Here is a 16,587-nt window from a genome sequence, read left to right as displayed (position 1 = left end):
GAGGAGGGCCGGGACCTGGTCTCGATGACGGCAGCATGGCCGGCAGCGCCTATCGTCTGCTGCCGGATTGACGGCCCGGTCTCACTTCAGGTGCCGGCTGAAGAACCGGTCCCCGTCCTCCACCTCGAACCACGGGGTGCCGGCGTGCCCGCCCATATTGGCGTGCAGCGTTTTCTCCTTGCTGCCGAAGGAGTCGAACAGGTCGAGGGCCCGTTGCCGGGGGTTTCCTTCGTCGTCCCACTGCAGTAGGAACAGCAGCGGAATGGTGACCTGCCGGGCCTCCTCGCGCTGGGCGCGGGGCACATAGCCCCCGGCGAAGAAGCCGGCGGCCTTGATGCGCGGTTCGACCACCGCCAGCCGAATGCCGATGGCAGTCATCCCCGAGTACCCGACCGGGCCGGCGGTCTCGGGCAGCGAGAGGAGGGCGTCCAGGGTGGTCCGCCATTCCGGGACCGCCTTCTCGACCAGCGGGCCGACGAAGGACTCGAAGATCTCGTCGACCGGCTCGCCGGTCGCCATCGCCCGGCGCAGGTCGGCGCGGGCCTGCTCGTCGGTGGCGGAACGGGGCCGGTCACCGTGCCCGGGATGGTCGATAGCGGCCACCGCGTAGCCGTGCGTCGCGCAGTGCCGGGCCCGTGCCACCAGCCGCGGTTCCCGCTTGTGCAGGCCGCCGTTGTGGCCGATCAGGATCAGCGGGGCTGGTGCCGATCCGGGCGTCCACAGGGTGCCGGGGATCTCGCCGAGGGTGAATTCGCGTTCGAAGACGCCGTCGTCGAGGTGTTGTTCGGAAGTGAATTGCATGGTCGTGCCTTTCGGGAGTGCTGTTGAACGGCACTCCCGGACGACCTATCGTCCGACCGCGACCCCGGAGGGGAGCACCCATGTCGATACTGCGTTCACGGGTACCACCTCCTCGTTCTCTGGCACGGCCTCCGGAAAGTTAGCAGCGGTCGCCCGTGGTCCGCCAACGGGTTTTTGCGGAGGTCCGTGGCCGGACGCCACTGATGCACTCGCCTCACGGCAGGCTTTGGACTCGGGGGCCGCCGCGAAGGCGGTCATGCTCAGCCAACAAGATCCAATGAACTCACAGCCGTGCGCTTGACCGATGCAGAGAAGGCCCTTAGTTCAACACGCTGCACTTGACGGAGAAGTCGCCGCCACCCCCTTCGCGCGGCGTGTGCAGGAACAGGGCCTGCGAGGCGGGCCAGGTCGTGGCCATCGTTCGCCCAGCGTCGTCGGTGGGCGGGCGGCGGCCTTGTGCGGCGGGCAGGAGGCGCGTCGTCGCGGTCGGGGTCGAGCTGCTCCGCCCGGCGCGCGGCAGTGGTGACCAGCTGCGCGAGGGCCGGGATAGGGCCGCGGGGCGTGCCGGTGTCCTCCCGGAGCTCCCGCAGGATCGCGGCGAAGCTCGTGGGCGGCGACGTGGACGGTCAGGCCGGCCTCGATCTGCTGGACGGCCAGGGCCGACGAGACTGACCCGCGAGCGGTGCGGCTGCCTTGACCCAGCGGGCGACCCCGTGTCAGCCGGCGTGCCGGGCCGGGAGGACCGGTTCCCGCTGCTGGCGGAGGAGGCCGCCCTCCTCCCACTGACGGGCCGCACCGCCCGCTCGCTCACCGCCTTCACCGCCGAACACGCGGCGGCGCTGCGCGCGGGGCTGACCGAACCGGCCACGGCCGCCCCCCCGGTCGTTCGGATACGCTACGCGTTCGAACGGCGGGGGCAGTAAACGATGTTCGACAGACGACTGAGGGTGATGCTCGGCGTGGCGGCGGTCCTGCTGGTCACGGTCACCGCCTGCGGCCTCGACGGTCCCGATCCCATCTCCGGCCTCAAGGACGACCTCCGGCACATCCCCCAGAAGACCGTCCCGGCCACCCGCCCGCACATGGTCAAGCAGTGCACGACGGGCACTGCCCGGGTCGCCCACTCCTCCACCACCGGCTCTGGCAGCCACCGCCGGACCCGCACCTGGTACACCACCGAGCGCCGGCAGAACTGCCACAAGGTGCGGCACGGCACCGAGACCTACCGCAAGGAGATCCGCCCGGAACGCTGGTGCGTCCGCTTGGACGACGTCAACGGCGACCACGACCGGGACAACGTCTGGTACCGCGTCGACCGTCGCGACTACAACCGGGTCCAGTTCGCCCGCTACCACACCCGTGTGAAGTTCGTCCCGGCGTCCGACAAGACCTACTGCTGACGGCCCGATGCGGCCACCTGCAGCGAATATTCACAGCGGCAACGGTGTGCCCAGCGGCACGCGCAACCCATCGGGGTCGGAGTGGACCAGATCCTCGTCGTAGCCGCTTCCGCGAAGCCCTCTTCGAGCCGCCGCCCGCAGAGCCGACCGACGTGCCGATTCCGTGGGTCGTTCCATAACTGGTCGCCACCGGCCGCAAGTTCCGCAGCCGTGGAGCGACTACGCGTCGCTGGCGGTGCCGACTACCGGCCCGGCGCGCTCGTGTCTACCGTCTTGGCTGCCTGGCAGGTAGAGAGCGCCAGGCAGCCGCAGCCGCTATTTTCCTTCCAGCGCTGTCACAAGCTCAGGCAGGCCGCCACCGCCCACGATGAGCGCGAGGTGGTCGTGGAAGTCCCGGCTGTGGACGATCAGGCCGTCGCGGATCCGCAGCACCTGGATGTTGGCGCACGCGAAGGTCCGTCCGGTGATCCGGTGGTGCACCTGGTAGTCCCACTCGGTGACGATCACTTCGGGATCGTCGGTCTCCCGGATCACCACGTTCGTGGCGTGAAGCTCCATCGGCGAATGCGCGGCAACTTCCGCGAACCGATGCTTGAGTGCGGTCCGCCCCTCGAACCGCCGCGGTCCGACCGGCTCGAAGACGGTCTCCACCACGGTGTCCTCGGAGTAGAGCTCGGCCAGCTCCGGGAACCGCCCGGCGGTGATGCCCTCCAGCAGCTTGAGGAAGACCTCGCGCGGCGACACGTTTTCGGACATGATCAACCCCCTGTGCGCCACTAGAATCGGACTAGCGGCTCCGTTTGAACGATACGGACTGGGCACTCCGGTTGTCCAGGGATGGATCCGTCTTGGGAGGAGAGGACAGATGAGCGGGGCGAGCGGTGCTGCGGAGCGACCGTTGCGGGCGGACGCGGCCCGCAACCGAGCCAAGCTGCTGGACATCGCCACACAAGTGTTCGCCACCCGCGGCATCGGCGTGCCGACGGAGGAGATCGCCCGCGCCGCCGGCGTAGGGGTCGGCACGCTCTTCCGGCACTTCCCGACGAAGGAGGCGCTGCTGGAGGCGGTCATGGTGCGCAGGTTGGAGACGATCACGGCCAAGACCGCGCAACTGGCCGCCGAGGCCGAGCCTGCCGAGGCGTTCTTCGCCTGCTTCCGACTGGTGGTGGAGCAGTCCGCGGGCAAGGCGGAGTTCACCCGGGCGCTCGCCGCGGCCGGCGTGGACGTGCACGCGTCGTTGCAGGAATCGACCACGGTGATGCGGGCACAGCTGGCCGAACTGTTGGCCGCGGCGCAGCGGGCCGGGGCCGTCCGCCCCGAGCTGGGTCTGCCGGAACTGATCGCCCTGATCGTCGGCACCGGCACGGCAACGGAGCAGCTCGCAACGGACCCGGTGGCCCGAGAGCGGGTCTTCGACGTGGTCTTCGGGGGACTTCGGCCGCACTGACGCGCCTGCGCCTCCGCGCCGGCGAACCAAGGACGGGCCCCGGCCGCGACTCCATCGACCACTGCCCGGCAAAGAGGGTGTGCTGCGATGCAACCCGCCTACGAGTCCGTGCGTATGAGAGGCGACACCGCACCTCACCCGGGGGATCACATGGATGTGGATCGCTTGGTCGCTCGGCTGGTCGACTCGGCGGCCGTTTCGACGCTGCTTTCCCGGCACTCGCGGCCCTGTTCGCGGCCGTCACTGTCCGGCGGAAGAGAGTTCCGGCGTCAGGGCGGCCGCTGACGTGGACGTACGGGACGTCGAATTGCGCCCCCCAGTACCACCTCCCGGAAGCCCGGCACCCAGGACATCCTCTGCCTCGGCTCGCCCGGCGCCCGGCACTTCACCGTCGGCGGCTCGCTGATGCAGCGACTTCGAGCTTTCCCTCACCCAAGGCCCCCACTCCTGAGAGTTTCGAACCCCGATGACTGAAGTAACCGCCAAGACGCCCGAGATCACCTTCCTTCCGGGTGGCCGGCGCCGGCACCGCAAGCTCAGAGGAAATGGCACGGGAACCGGCCTGCGCCGGGCCTTCGTCCTCGCCATGGCCGTGCCCGTGGCGTCCGCCGCTCTGGCGGGTCCGTCCGCCTTCGCCGCCCCAAAGGGTGTCGGCGCGACGGCCAAGGCTCACGGCCTGGACACCAGCGACCGCCAGATGGCCAAGAACCTGAAGACCCGGGTACGCGATCGGCGGCTGGGCTCGAACGTGAGCGGCGTGGTCCTCGACGCGGCCTCGCACACCACCGTCTGGGGCTACCACGCCTCCACCGGGCTGATGCCGGGGTCCAGTGCCAAGCTCGCCACGTCGACCGCCGCCCTGACGGTGCTCGGCCCGCAGCACCGGTTCACCACGAAGGTCGTCTACGGCCACGGCACCCTGACCCTCGTCGGGGGCGGCGACCGCACCCTGACCACCGCTGACCTCGCGGAGTTGGCGAAGACCGCGATCGCCGGACTCAAGGCCGCGGGCCGGACCACCGTGAAGGTCGCCGTGGACGACAGCCTGTTCCCGGAGCCGACCCTGGCCAAGGGCTGGAACGACGGCTACTACCCCGACACCGTGGCCCCGGTCCGCGCGCTGGTCGTCGACGGGCGCGGCGTCCAGGACACCTCCCTCGACGCCGGGCGGGTCTTCGCCAAGCAACTGGCCGCGGACGGCGTCACGGTCACCGGCGACGTCACCCGCGCCACCGTACGCCCGACGGACGTTCCCGTGGCCCGGCACAGGTCAGCGCCGCTGTCGGGCATCGTCCACACGATGCTCAAGCACAGCGACAACAACATCGCCGAGACCCTGCTGCGGATGACGGCCCTGGGCGCCGGCCGCCCGGCCACCTTCGAGGGCGGCACCCAGGTCGTGCGCCAGGTGCTGAGCCGGGTGTACGGCGTCTCGCTCGACAAGTTCGAGCTCTACGACGGCAGCGGTCTGTCCCGGGCCGACCGCATCCCGGCCGCCACCCTCGCCCAGATCCTCGAACTGCTGACGCAGCCCCGGCACACGCACACCCTCGGCTCCATCCTCGACGGCCTGCCCGTCTCCGGTGAGGCCGGCAGCACGCTCGGCCCGGAGTACGGCCGCTTCGACGACGCCCACTCCATGTGCGCGGTGGGCAAGGTGCACGCGAAGACCGGCACCCTCACCGGCGCCGTCGCGCTGAGCGGTCTGACTCGGGGCAAGGACGGCAAGTGGAAGGTGTTCTCGTTCGTCGAAAACGGAGCCACGGGCGACCCGAGCGCCGTCAAGGACGCCATGGACGACCTCGCGGCGACCGTCAACGGCTGCTACGCGTAAGGGATTCCGTCTCAGAACCGGGGTGGGCTCTGACATTTCCCTGCCGCCCTCGTCGCGCCGGCCGCCAGGCCGGTGTGCGGGCGCTTTCAGGAGGTCGGGTGCTGTGCTGCCGGGCTCACGTTCTCGGTGGCGGCCAGTGAGGCGAGCAGGCGTAGTCCCTCTTCTGAGGGGGAGCCGGGCTCGGCGGCGTAGATGGTCATGCTGAGTCCGGGTTCGGCGGCCAGGTCCAGGGACTCGTAGGCGAGGGTGAGGTCGCCGACCGCCGGGTGGCGGAACCGCTTGGTTCCCGTGCCGTGGCGGCGGACGTTGTGGGCGCCCCAGCGGGTGCGGAATTCCTTGCTGCGCGTGGACAGTTCTCCGATGAGGTCGTGCAGGTCCTTGTCGTGGGGGTCGCGGCCGGCTTCGCGGCGCAGCACGGCCACGGCCATGTCGGCGAACAGTTCCCAGTCGGGGTAGAACCGGCGGGTGGCCGGGTCGAGGAACTGGAAGCGGGCCAGGTTCCGCTGGTTGTCCGCGTGGGCGAACAGATCGGTGTAGAAGGCGCGGGCGAGCGGGTTGGCGGCCAGGATGTCCATGCGGCCGTTGGACACGACCGCGGGCCCGGCCGTGATCGCGTCCAAGGTCCACTGCAGGCTGCGGTGCGGCGTCCACTGCCGGTTGCCGGCGCGGCGGCGGGGGCGGGTGAGGGCGTCGGTGCCGTCGGCCGCCTGCGCCAGGTGCAGCAGGTGGGCGCGTTCGGCGTCGTCCAGCTGAAGCGCGCGGGCGACCGCTTCGAGGACGGCCGGGGAGGCACCGGCCAGGTTGCCCCGTTCCAGTTTCGCGTAGTACTCGACACTCATGTCGGCGAGCGCGGCGACCTCGCTCCTGCGCAGCCCGGGCACACGCCGCCGGGACCCCGCAGGCAGGCCGACCTGCTCAGGGGTGATCTTCGCTCGCCGCGAGGTGAGGAACTCGCGGACCTCCTCACGGTTGTCCATGTCCCCGACCGTACGTCCTGCCCGCCGGGCGAGGGATGTACTGGCGGTACACGTTTCGCTGGTAACTCGCTCACCGCCTGGATCAGCGGTTACCTGGAGCGGAGGTAATCCCCGAGCGGGGCCGCCGCCCAGAGGGGTACCCGGCCGGGCACCGCGCGAAGAGCGACGGCGCCCTTGCGCGCCCCCGATTCGCACCCGCACCGGGCTACGGCGCCCACAGACCGCTCCAGGCCCCGCCCCTTCCACTTCAACGAACGTGAGGATTTACCCCATGCGCGGAGCAGTGATCCACGCCCCCGGCGATGTGCGCTTCGAGACCCTGGACGACCCGCAGATCCTGAAGCCGACGGATGCGATCATTCGTACGGCCGTCACTTGTGTGTGCGGCTCCGACCTGTGGCCCTGGCGCGGTCTGGACGCGACCGAGGCGGCGCACCCCATGGGCCACGAGTACGTCGGTTTCGTCGAGGAGGTCGGAGCCGAGGTCACCGCGGTCAGGCCGGGCCAGTTCGTCGTCGGCTCGTTCGCGACCTCGGACAACACCTGCGCCAACTGTCGCAACGGTTGGCAGTCCAACTGCCTGAACCGTGAGTTCATGAGCACCTGCCAGGCCGAGTACGTGCGTGTCCCCAACGCCCAGGGCACCCTGGTCGCCACCGATGAGCACCCGGCGGAGGAGTCCTGGCCCGGACTGCTGGCCGTTTCCGACGTCATGGGCACCGGCTGGTACGCGGCCGACGCCGCCGAGGTCAGGCCCGGCTCCACCGCCGTGGTGGTCGGCGACGGCGCGGTCGGGCTGTGCGCGGTGATCGCCGCGAAGGAGATGGGCGCGGAGCGGATCATCGCCATGAGCCGTCATGAGTCCCGCCAGCGGCTCGCCCTGGAGTTCGGCGCCACCGACATCGTCACCGAGCGCGGTGAAGACGGTGTCGCACGGATCAAGGAGATGACCGGCGGTATCGGCGCCGACTCGGTCCTGGAGTGCGTCGGCACGGCCCAGGCCACGCAGCAGGCCCTGCACTCCGCGCGTCCCGGTGGCTACGTCGGCTTCGTCGGCGTCCCCCACGAGGTGGCGATCGACGGAAAGGAGCTGTTCTTCTCGCACGTCGGCCTGCGCGGCGGCCCCGCACCCGTACGCCGCTACCTGCCCGACCTGATCGGCCGTGTCCTGACCGGCCGCATCAATCCCGGCAAGGTCTTCGACCTCACCCTGCCCCTGGCACAGGTCGCCGAGGGCTACCAGGCCATGGACGAACGCCGCGCCATCAAGACGCTCCTCAAGCCCTGACCCACAACGCGGCTCCTGCGGAACACGCCGGCACTCGCGCGATCCCGTGAGCCGGTGCCCGACCGGTGTCTCCACCCACCCGTGACGCTCACAGCGAAAGAAGCGACCTTGCAGATCACCCGAAGCTCGGTCGACACCGTCAAGGGCCCCGCCGACTGGTTCACCGGCGACGTCTACATCGACGCCGTCGCCGCCGTACCCGAGCCGTCCCGGGTCAGCGCCGCCCTCGTGCACTTCATGCCCGGCGCACGTACGCACTGGCACCGCCACCCGCTGGGCCAGACCGTCTTCGTCACCGAGGGAATCGGGCTGTGCCAGCGCCGCGGCGGACCGGTCGAGGTCATCCGGCCCGGCGACCGGGTGCTGTTCGAGGCTGGCGAGGAGCACTGGCACGGGGCCGCGCCGAACCGGCTGATGGTCCACCTGGCCATCAACGAGAGCGACGCCGACCACGACGTCGTCCACTGGCTGACCCCTGTCACCGACGAGGAATGCGCCGCCGCCCCAGCCACCGGCTGACACCTGGCCCCAGCCTGGCCATCACCCCCTCGAACGAGGAACGCCTACGCCGCCGGCGAGTCCCTGCCCCCCCATCACGATCGAGCGCCGGGGCATCACACTTTCACCGAGCACGCGGGAGCCTGTACAACCCGACCGCACACACCACGAACTCGAAGTGAGGGACCGTTGGTGCGGCGTCCGGGTGGCGAGCCGGACGCCGCGACCGCGCACATCACGCCGAGGCGGTGACCGCTCGGCCGAGGTGCCGGGCGAAGAACCGGACCGCGCTGTCGGCCTCGAACCGGGGCAGCTCCTTGTGCTTGCCCGAGTTCACATGCAACGACTTCTCCTCCGAGGCGAACGCGTCGAACAGCGCCAGCCCTTCCTCGCGGGAGATGTGCTCGTCGTCCCACTGCATGTCGAACTCGATCGGGATGATGATCTGCTTCGCCTTCTCGGCCAGGACGTCTGGCCAGTGCTGACCGAAGACCGCGGCCGTGATCCGGGGTTCGACCGCCACCAGCGGTATGCCGATCGCGGTGCCCATGTTGATGCCCCAGTAGCCGACCGGCCCGTCGGTGCCGATCTCCGGAAGCTGCTGGAGGGCGTCCAGGGTCGCCAGGTACTCGGGGACGGCGAGCTCCGCCAGGTGGGCGTTGTAGCGAACGACGATCGGGCCTTCCGGCTCGCCCGCCGCCCTGGCCCGGAACAGCTCGGCGATTTCCGCCTCGTCGTGTGCCGAGCGCGGCCGGTCGCCGTGACCGGGCGCGTCGATGACGGCGACGTGGAAGCCGCAGCCGGTCACGAGGAGGCGGGCCCGGCCGGCCATCGCCGGGTGCTTCTTGTGGTTGCCGCCGCCGTGAGCCATCAGGACCAGAGGCGCGCGATCGGGCCCGTCGGAGGCCGGTGACCAGAGGACGCCGGGGACGTCGCCCACGGTGAAGTCGCGTTCGAGGATGCCGTTCGACGAGGACTCGGCGGTGAAGTGCAGAGAGTTCATGGTGTTGCCTTTCGGGAGTGCCTTGTGGTCGAGGCGCTCCCGGCGACACCTACCTCAGTCGCCGGCCGTGACGGGAACGGGGAGCACCCACGTCGGTACAGCGGTCATGGGTCTCACCTCCTCGGCGGTGTCACGGTCGACTGAAAGCTACCAGCTTGATCATGATCTCGGCCAGGCCTTTTCCCCGCAGGTGATCGCAACGCCCGACAGGCCCTGGCACTCCAGCCGTGGTCCTCCATCGCCACTGGTCAGGGCGGTGTTCGGGGGCGCGGGGGGCTGATGTTGTGTCTGGTGCCCTTCTATCTCGAACCTGTGTTGTTTCTAGAATGGCCGGGTGGAGGACATCGACGCGATCGCGGCGTTGCAGGATCCGGTCCGGCGCCGTCTGTACGAGTACGTGGTGAGCCAGGGCCGCGAGGTCGGCCGCAACGAGGCCGCTGAAGCGGCCGGGGTGGCGCGCACGCTCGCCGCGCACCACCTGGACAGGCTGACCGAGGCCGGGCTGCTGGAGAGCGGCAGCCGCCGCCTGACGGGTCGCTCGGGGCCGGGGGCGGGCCGTCCCGCCAAGGTGTACACGCGGGCGCGGGGCGAACGGGCGGTGTCACTGCCCGCCCGCGACTACCGCACCGCCGCCGAACTGCTCGCCGAGGCCGCCGAGCAGGCCGGGCTCGACGCCGGGCTCTGTGCGGCCGCGCGCCGCCGGGGCGAGGCGCTGCGCGGCTCGGCGGCGCCCTGCGGCGGCCTCGAAGAGGCCATGGCGATGCTGGCCGCCCGCGGCTACGAACCGCACCTGGAAGGCGCCGCGGGTATCCAGGACGCCGAAGGTGCCAAGGGGACGACCGGAGAAGCCGCGCCGGTCGTGCGTATGCGCAACTGCCCCTTTCACGCCGTCGCCGAACGCTTCCCGCCGCTCGTCTGCGGCATGAATCTCGCCCTGCTGGAGGGGCTGTTCGGCACGGACGGTCCCGTGCGCGCCCGCATGGACGCCCGGCCGGGGGAGTGCTGCGTGGTGGTCGAGAGTTCTAAAAACAATATTCGTTGACATAGAAAGGGGCCCGTGCTGGGATGTGGCCATGACTGCATCCGTGCGTGCCGCCCACCTCGCCCAGCTCAATGTCGCCACGCTGCTGCACCCCCTCGACGACCCGCGTATGCGACCGTTCGTCGAGATGCTCGACCCGGTCAACGCCGCCGCCGACGGCGCGCCCGGTTTCGTGTGGCGGCTGGTGGAGGACGGTGCGGCCGACGCCACCGCCCTGCGCCCGGCGGGCGAGGACGTCATCGTCAACCTGACGGTGTGGGAGACCCCGGAGGCGCTGTGGGACTTCAGCTACCGCAGTGGGCACCTGGAGGTGATGCGGCGGCGCCGCGAATGGTTCGAACGGCATGTCGAGGCACACCTGGTGCTCTGGTGGATCCCCGCCGGCCACCTCCCCACCGTCGACGAGGCCCTGGAACGGCTGGCGGAGCTGCGGGCCCATGGGCCGTCCCCGCGTGCGTTCACCTTCGCCTCCTCCTACACCGTCGCCGAGGCCGCCCCCCACCTTCAGGCCGTGCGGCAGGGGCAGCCCTAGGCACCGACTGTCAGGTCCTCTTCGTCGTGCGAGCGCAGCGGGCGTGGCCGAAGCCGGTGGGTCGGCCGCCGCGACTTCCACGGCGTTGGTGATCGGCTCGTGGGTGCCGGTGTGCTGCAGGAGACGGACAGCGTCCAGGGCCTCGGCGAGGCGGTGCTGGTCCCGCTTGGCGTAGCGGACGCAACCGGCCGGAGACGATCCGAGGACGCTCCCGGACCACGCCTGCGACGGCCAGGCGTACGGCTCCCGCCTCGACCGCCGCCACCTGTGGCGCAAGCAGATCCGGCACACCATCCCAGCAGCAGCCACCGGCTATGGCAGCGACCGTATGCCCCAACTCCGGTGGCGGCACCGCCGCCACGGCCGACGCCTGCGTCATCGACCCCGTGGCGATCGCGGGAGGGGCCTTCCGCCTGCCCTGGGGCACGCCGCCGTCGGCGCCGTCGGGCGGCCCCGCTCACGCGGCGCGACTGCTGTGCGAGCGCGCCGCGGCCGACCTCATCCGCCGCCTCGCGCACGTTCCCGTTCCCGCCCGTGAGCCGAGGAAGAGCTCGCCGCCATCCGCACGCACAGCGACCCCAGCATCCTCGCCCAGGTTGTCGCGGACCTCCACGGGCACGGCATCCGCGTCCCCGTCCGCGGTCAAGCCGGCAGCGCGGTCGGGCGCACACTCGCCCTCACCCACCCGTTGCCTTCCCGTCAGGGTCCCGTCTTCGGTGGGGCGGGCAGGGGTCGGGTGGCGATCTCCTGAGCTTCGGCGCGCGGCATGCCGAACATGCACAGCAGCCGGGCGGCCAGTTGATCGGTGACACGCTCGGCGTCGAGGTCGGGGCGCGTCTCCAGCAGGTGAAGCACTCCGAGTAGGGCGCCGCCGACCATGGCCACGGCAGTGTGGGGGTCGTCGATGTCCAGCCGGCCGCTGTCGGCGGCGGTCTGCAGGTCCCGCATCGCCTGCGGGGCCAGGCCACCCTCCGAGGTCAGGTAGGACAGGCCGGTGCGCACCAGGATCCTGGCCATTTGCGGGTGGGTACGTCGCAGTCGACCCGTCAGGCGGACGCTGGCGGCGAAGACCTCCGCCGGGTCCTCCAGGTCTCCGACGAAGGAGTCCAGAAGTGCCCCGTGTTCATCCAGGGTGAGCGCGACGGCCGCGTCGAACAGCTCGTCCTTGCTGGTGAAGTGGTTGTAGAAGGAGCCGAAGCCGACGTCCGCCGCGTCGGTGATCTCCTGGATGCTCACATCGACCCGCCCCTGTTCGGCGAGAAACCGCTGCGCGGCCGCGACCAGCGCGGCCCGGGTGCGTGCCTTGCGTCGGTCCAGGCGGTTCGGGACGCCGGGCGCATTGCTGGGCGTCCGTCTGGCGGTCCCGCCCTGTCCGTCCGTTGTCATCCCCCCACCTTACATGAGCATCAGTACTGATTATTTCATCAGTACTGATGAGCGTTGACGATTGCTGTGTCTGAACTGATGCTTTCATCAGTACTGACTGGGCCTGGCTCGCGGAAGCAGTCCGGTCGACGTTGTCCAGGACTCAGGAGAGCCGATGAGTATCCAGGTCGTCCGCACCACAGACGGCTGGTGGGTGGAGAGCGGCACAGGACGGCTGCACCGCATCGACACCGACGCGGACACCACCGCCGGTCTGCTCGCCGCCCGCGCCGCCGTACAGGAAGCCGCCGCACGTGCCGCCGTAGACCCCGACGCCGGGCCTTCCGTCGGAGAGAGGGAACTGCTCTCACCCGTCAGCACCCCCTGCCGGGTGGTGGCGCAGATGGTCAACTACCGCTCCCACGCGGTGGACTCCGGACTCGATCCGGACCGCGTCCCACCGGCGTTCTTCCGCAAGGCCTCCGGGTCCGTCAGCGGCCCCCGCCAGGACATCGTGCGTCCACCGCACGTCCGCTTCCTGGACTACGAGGTGGAGCTGGGGCTGGTGATGGGCACGGACCTGCCGGTCGGCACCGAGGTCACCGACGCCACCCTGGCGACGTACGTGGCCGCCCTGGTCGTCGCCGACGACGTCAGCGCCCGCGATCTGCAGCTTCCCAAGACGCAGTTCTACGAGTCCAAGTCGTACCCGACCTTCACCCCGCTCGGCCCCCGCCTGGTCCTGGTCGACTCCGACGACCTCGCCCGTCTGCCGGACCTGCGCCTGACGCTGAAGGTCAACGGCGCCACCCGGCAGGACCGCACCACCACGGACATGATCGTCCAGCCGGCGCGTGCCCTCAGCCTGCTGGCCCGCTTCCAGACCCTCGAACCCGGTGACGTCCTGCTCACCGGAACGCCCGGCGGCACCGCCCTGAAGTCCCCGGGCAGGCTCCTTGCCACACTCGCCGCCCTCCTGCCCCCGCACAAGCGCTGGCAGAAGTTCTTCGCCCGCCAGCAGGCGAACCCCGACTACCTCAAGGACGGTGACGTCGTCACGGCCCGCATCGCGACCGACGACGGCGCACTCGATCTCGGCGAGCAGCGCACGGTGGTGCGCGCCCGCTGACGCCTCCCGCAACCCCTGCCCGGGACCGGCCGGCCCGACAGGCGTACCGGTCCGGCTACTCGACCCCATCCCTCACCCTGCAAAGGCGCCCCGGTGACCCTCACACCCACCGACCTGCTGTGGCCCGCCTGGGACAGCCCCGCGGACCTGCCTGCCATCGAGGCCGTTCCGCTGCATGAGCGCGGCCTGCCCGCCACCACCTACGACACGGTGCTGCGAGCCGCCCGTCTGTGGCCCGACCGCCCGGCCCTGACAGTGCTGCCCGACGCCGCGCGCTTCCTGCGCCCCACCACCGCGACGTTCGCGCAGCTGCGCGACCAGGTGCACCGCACCGCCAACCTGCTGCGCTCTCTCGGCGTCACCCGCCGAGCCGCCGTGGGTCTGCTCTCCCCGAACACCGCCGAGCTGCCAGCCGCCCTGCTGGCCGCGCAGGCCGCGGGCATCGCCGCCCCGGTGAACCCGGGCCTGGCGACCGAACACGTCGAGCGGCTGCTGCGGCGAGGCGGCGCGCGGGTGCTGATCGCCGCCGGCCCGCAGCTGGACGCCCAGGTGTGGGCCACGGCCCGGCAGGTCGCCGCGACGCTGCGCCTGGACGCGCTGCTGGCCCTGGCCCCCGCCGTGGCCGACGGCCCGGCCCCCGCCCTGGTACCCGTCGACGGCGTGCGCGTGGGCTACCTCGCGGAGCTGGCAGCGTCCCGTCCCGCCGAGCGACTGGTCGACATCGAGCCCCCGGCCGCCGACGACGTGGCCGCCTACTTCCACACCGGCGGCACCACCGGCGCTCCCAAACTCGCCGCGCACACGCATGCCAACGAGGTCGTCAACGCGTGGATGGTGGCCGCGAGTACCCCCCTGGACGAGGACTCGGTGATGTTCGCGGCGCTGCCGCTGTTCCACGTCAACGCCCTGATCGTCACCCTGCTCGGCCCGCTGCTGCGAGGCCGGCGGGTGGTGTGGGCCGGGCCGCTGGGTTACCGCGATCCCGAGCTGTACGGGGTGTTCTGGAAGCTGGTGGAGCACTACCGCATCGCCGCCATGTCGGCGGTGCCCACCGTGTACTCCGTCCTCGCCCGGGTCCCCGTGGACGCGGACATCTCCAGCATGCGGTTCGCCGCCGTCGGCGCCTCCCCGTTGCCGCCCGCCGTACGGGAGTCGTTCGAGAAGCACACCGGCGTCCCGCTGTGCGAGGGTTACGGGCTGACCGAGGCGACCTGCGCCTCCGCTCTAGGCCTGCCCGGTCACACCCGGCCCGGCAGTGTCGGCCGGCGCCTGCCCTACCAGCGGATCAGGACCGTACGGATCGACCCGGACACCGGCGAGTGGCGCGACCTGCCGCCCAGCGCCACCGGCGTGCTCACCGTCAGCGGTCCGGTGGTCTTCGCCGGCTACGTCGCCGAGCACACAGCCCAGGGGCCGCGCCTGGAGACCGCCGGGAAGATCCGCGACGGCTGGCTGGACACGGGCGATCTCGCCCGTATCGACGCCGACGGCTTCATCCGGCCGCGCCAAGGACCTGATCATCCGTGGGGGCCACAACATCGATCCGGCAGGCATCGAGGACGCCCTCCTCGCCCACCCCGAGGTGACCGCCGCCGCGGCGGTCGGCTGCCCCGACCCCCAAGCCGGGGAGGTGCCCATCGCCTACGTCACTCTCGCCCCCATGGCCGAGGCCGGCCCCGCCGAGCTGCTCGCCTGGGCCGCCGAACGGGTCCCCGAGCGCGCCGCGGCCCCACGGGAAGTGGTGGTGATCGACGCCATTCCGCTCACCTCGGTCGGCAAGCCCTACAAGCTCGGCCTGCGCCTGGACGCCACCCGCCGCGCCATCCACGCCGAACTGGTCGCCCTCGGAGCGGACCTGGACCCGGAACACGTCGTATGCCTGGCGCACGACGGTGGTGTCCGCGTCACGGTGCCCGCCCCCGCCGACGAGGCGGTACGGCGCAGGGCCACTGCAGCCCTCGACCGGTACGTCCTGCGCTGGCAGTACGCCCCCCAGCAGGCCACCTGAGAGACAAACTCCATGACCGCCACTCACCACCGTCTGCTGGGCGCCCTGGAGGTGACGGCGGCCACGCTGCTGGCCGGTCTGTGGTTCACCGCGCTGGGTGCGGCCGCCTCGACGGGCCCGGTCCTGCTCATGGCAGGAGCCGTCGTCGTCCATCCGTGCAGCGGCGATCCAGCGGCCCGGTGCCTGCCTGCCGCCGTCGTGGGCGCCTTGGCCGCGACTCACCTCGTGCTGTCGGCCGGGGGCCAGTAGGCCCACCACACGGCCGACGCCGTCGGCGCAACGGCCGTGACCACCCCGTCGCAGTCTCGTCACCGGGAGGAAGACCACCATGAGCCGCATCGACGTCCACCAGCATCTGCTGCCCCCGGCCTACACACCATGGCTGAGGTCGAAGGGCGTCCACGCTCCCGGCGGCCGTGCACTGCCGCAGTGGAGCCCGCAGCACGCCATCGCCCTGATGGACACGTACGCCATCGGGACCGGGGTGCTGTCCCTGTCCACCCCCGGCACCTGGCTCGGCGACGGCGCCGAAGCGGCTGAAATCTCCCTGCGGGTCAACGAGTTCGGCGCGGAACTCGTCAAGGACCGCCCCGACCGGTTCGGCTACTTCGCCACCGTACCGCTGCCCGACCTGGACGCCGCCGTGGCCGCCGCCACCCACGCCCTGGACGAACTGGCCGCCGACGGCGTCGTCCTGCTCGCCAACACCGACGGCGTCTATCTCGGGCACCCCGGCCACGACCCGCTCCTGGCCGAACTGGACCGGCGCTCGGCAGTCGTGTTCGTCCACCCCTCCGAACTGCCTGCACCGCCCGTCCCCGGACTGCCGCCGTTCGCCGCCGACTTCCTCCTCGACACCACCCACGCCGCCGCCAACCTGGTCCTGCACGGCGTCCCGCGCCGCTACCCCAACCTGAAGATCATCCTGTCCCACGCGGGCGGATTCCTCCCGTATGCCGCCCACCGGATCACCGCCGCCCTGGTCGCCGAGACCGGCCGCGGCTACGAGGAGATCCTCCAGGACCTGCGCGGCTTCTGGTTCGACACCGCCCTGTCCGGCAGCCCCACCGCGCTGCCCAGCCTGCTGGCCTTCGCCCGCCCCGAGCGTGTGCTCTTCGGTACCGACTGGCCCTTCGCACCCGAGCCCGCCGTCGCCCACTTCACCGGCGAGTACGACCGCTACGGCGGGCTCGACGTCGCCGGCCACCACGCCATCGACCGGGCCAACGCCCTCGCGCTGTTCCCCCGCTTCTCCTGAGCCGA

17 protein-coding genes and 2 pseudogenes are annotated in these 16,587 nt (G+C 71.2%); 14 read left to right on the top strand and 5 right to left on the bottom strand.

Annotated elements, in window-relative coordinates; all coding sequences use genetic code 11:
• Nucleotides 1-81: 81 nt before the first annotated feature.
• A complete protein-coding gene (locus IE244_RS35955; RefSeq protein WP_191877780.1) occupies nucleotides 82-801 on the bottom strand; it encodes a dienelactone hydrolase family protein in 720 nt (239 codons plus the stop codon).
• Between the two features lie 713 nt (nucleotides 802-1,514).
• Here IE244_RS35955 and IE244_RS35950 point away from each other — a divergent pair.
• Nucleotides 1,515-1,724: a hypothetical protein gene (locus IE244_RS35950; protein ID WP_191877779.1), complete on the top strand. Its 210-nt coding sequence runs from the start codon at nucleotides 1,515-1,517 to the stop codon at nucleotides 1,722-1,724.
• Between the two features lie 3 nt (nucleotides 1,725-1,727).
• Entirely contained in the window at nucleotides 1,728-2,201 is a 474-nt protein-coding gene (locus IE244_RS35945) for a hypothetical protein (protein ID WP_191877778.1), read from the top strand.
• A 315-nt stretch (nucleotides 2,202-2,516) separates the two neighbouring features.
• Here IE244_RS35945 and IE244_RS35940 read toward each other — a convergent pair whose 3' ends face one another.
• On the bottom strand, nucleotides 2,517-2,957 hold the full coding sequence (locus IE244_RS35940) for a nuclear transport factor 2 family protein (protein ID WP_191877777.1): 441 nt from the start codon (nucleotides 2,955-2,957) through the stop codon (nucleotides 2,517-2,519).
• 109 nt (nucleotides 2,958-3,066) lie between these two features.
• Here IE244_RS35940 and IE244_RS35935 point away from each other — a divergent pair, with 109 nt between their 5' ends.
• Together IE244_RS35935 and dacB are read left to right on the top strand one after the other, a co-directional pair.
• Entirely contained in the window at nucleotides 3,067-3,648 is a 582-nt protein-coding gene (locus IE244_RS35935; protein ID WP_191877776.1) for a TetR/AcrR family transcriptional regulator, read from the top strand.
• A gap of 466 nt (nucleotides 3,649-4,114) precedes the next feature.
• Nucleotides 4,115-5,482, top strand: coding sequence for a D-alanyl-D-alanine carboxypeptidase/D-alanyl-D-alanine endopeptidase (dacB, locus tag IE244_RS35930; protein ID WP_191877775.1), 1,368 nt, complete (start codon nucleotides 4,115-4,117; stop codon nucleotides 5,480-5,482).
• Between the two features lie 86 nt (nucleotides 5,483-5,568).
• Here the strand turns inward: dacB and IE244_RS35925 are convergent, their stop codons facing one another.
• The gene (locus IE244_RS35925; RefSeq protein WP_191877774.1) at nucleotides 5,569-6,459 is read right to left on the bottom strand and encodes a helix-turn-helix transcriptional regulator; all 891 of its coding nucleotides are present in this window, start codon (nucleotides 6,457-6,459) and stop codon (nucleotides 5,569-5,571) included.
• A 271-nt stretch (nucleotides 6,460-6,730) separates the two neighbouring features.
• On the opposite strand from IE244_RS35925, the gene IE244_RS35920 reads away from it, so the two are divergent.
• Nucleotides 6,731-7,747, top strand: coding sequence for a zinc-dependent alcohol dehydrogenase family protein (locus IE244_RS35920; protein ID WP_191877773.1), 1,017 nt, complete (start codon nucleotides 6,731-6,733; stop codon nucleotides 7,745-7,747).
• A gap of 108 nt (nucleotides 7,748-7,855) precedes the next feature.
• The gene (locus tag IE244_RS35915; protein WP_191877772.1) at nucleotides 7,856-8,266 is read left to right on the top strand and encodes a (R)-mandelonitrile lyase; all 411 of its coding nucleotides are present in this window, start codon (nucleotides 7,856-7,858) and stop codon (nucleotides 8,264-8,266) included.
• A gap of 214 nt (nucleotides 8,267-8,480) precedes the next feature.
• Here the strand turns inward: IE244_RS35915 and IE244_RS35910 are convergent, their stop codons facing one another.
• Entirely contained in the window at nucleotides 8,481-9,248 is a 768-nt protein-coding gene (locus IE244_RS35910; protein WP_191877771.1) for an alpha/beta hydrolase family protein, read from the bottom strand.
• A 334-nt stretch (nucleotides 9,249-9,582) separates the two neighbouring features.
• On the opposite strand from IE244_RS35910, the gene IE244_RS35905 reads away from it, so the two are divergent.
• From IE244_RS35905 to IE244_RS42475, 3 genes and pseudogenes are all read left to right on the top strand, one after another.
• Nucleotides 9,583-10,290, top strand: a complete 708-nt coding sequence (locus tag IE244_RS35905; protein WP_191877770.1) for a helix-turn-helix transcriptional regulator — start codon at nucleotides 9,583-9,585, stop codon at nucleotides 10,288-10,290.
• Between the two features lie 31 nt (nucleotides 10,291-10,321).
• A complete protein-coding gene (locus tag IE244_RS35900) occupies nucleotides 10,322-10,822 on the top strand; it encodes a DUF3291 domain-containing protein (RefSeq protein ID WP_191877769.1) in 501 nt (166 codons plus the stop codon).
• A gap of 187 nt (nucleotides 10,823-11,009) precedes the next feature.
• Nucleotides 11,010-11,120 (top strand): annotated as a pseudogene (locus IE244_RS42475) (IS5/IS1182 family transposase); the annotation flags it as partial.
• Between the two features lie 401 nt (nucleotides 11,121-11,521).
• Here the strand turns inward: IE244_RS42475 and IE244_RS35895 are convergent.
• Nucleotides 11,522-12,208, bottom strand: coding sequence for a TetR/AcrR family transcriptional regulator (locus IE244_RS35895; protein WP_191877768.1), 687 nt, complete (start codon nucleotides 12,206-12,208; stop codon nucleotides 11,522-11,524).
• A gap of 154 nt (nucleotides 12,209-12,362) precedes the next feature.
• On the opposite strand from IE244_RS35895, the gene IE244_RS35890 reads away from it, so the two are divergent.
• From IE244_RS35890 to IE244_RS35875, 5 genes and pseudogenes are all read left to right on the top strand, one after another.
• Entirely contained in the window at nucleotides 12,363-13,316 is a 954-nt protein-coding gene (locus IE244_RS35890) for a fumarylacetoacetate hydrolase family protein (protein ID WP_191877767.1), read from the top strand.
• Nucleotides 13,317-13,409: 93 nt separating this feature from the next.
• Nucleotides 13,410-14,645: pseudogene (locus IE244_RS42470) on the top strand (AMP-binding protein); the annotation flags it as partial.
• Between the two features lie 253 nt (nucleotides 14,646-14,898).
• On the top strand, nucleotides 14,899-15,324 hold the full coding sequence (locus IE244_RS42465) for an AMP-binding enzyme (protein WP_229854627.1): 426 nt from the start codon (nucleotides 14,899-14,901) through the stop codon (nucleotides 15,322-15,324).
• A 12-nt stretch (nucleotides 15,325-15,336) separates the two neighbouring features.
• The gene (locus tag IE244_RS35880; RefSeq protein WP_191877766.1) at nucleotides 15,337-15,573 is read left to right on the top strand and encodes a DoxX family protein; all 237 of its coding nucleotides are present in this window, start codon (nucleotides 15,337-15,339) and stop codon (nucleotides 15,571-15,573) included.
• A gap of 79 nt (nucleotides 15,574-15,652) precedes the next feature.
• A complete protein-coding gene (locus tag IE244_RS35875; RefSeq protein ID WP_191877765.1) occupies nucleotides 15,653-16,582 on the top strand; it encodes an amidohydrolase family protein in 930 nt (309 codons plus the stop codon).
• Nucleotides 16,583-16,587 lie beyond the last annotated feature (5 nt).

Source organism: Streptomyces filipinensis, assembly GCF_014649495.1.
In the GTDB taxonomy this organism is placed as follows: Bacteria; Actinomycetota; Actinomycetes; order Streptomycetales; family Streptomycetaceae; genus Streptomyces; species Streptomyces filipinensis.
The sequence above is the reverse complement of the archived record's forward strand: the minus strand, read 5'-3'. Positions and strand labels throughout refer to the sequence as shown.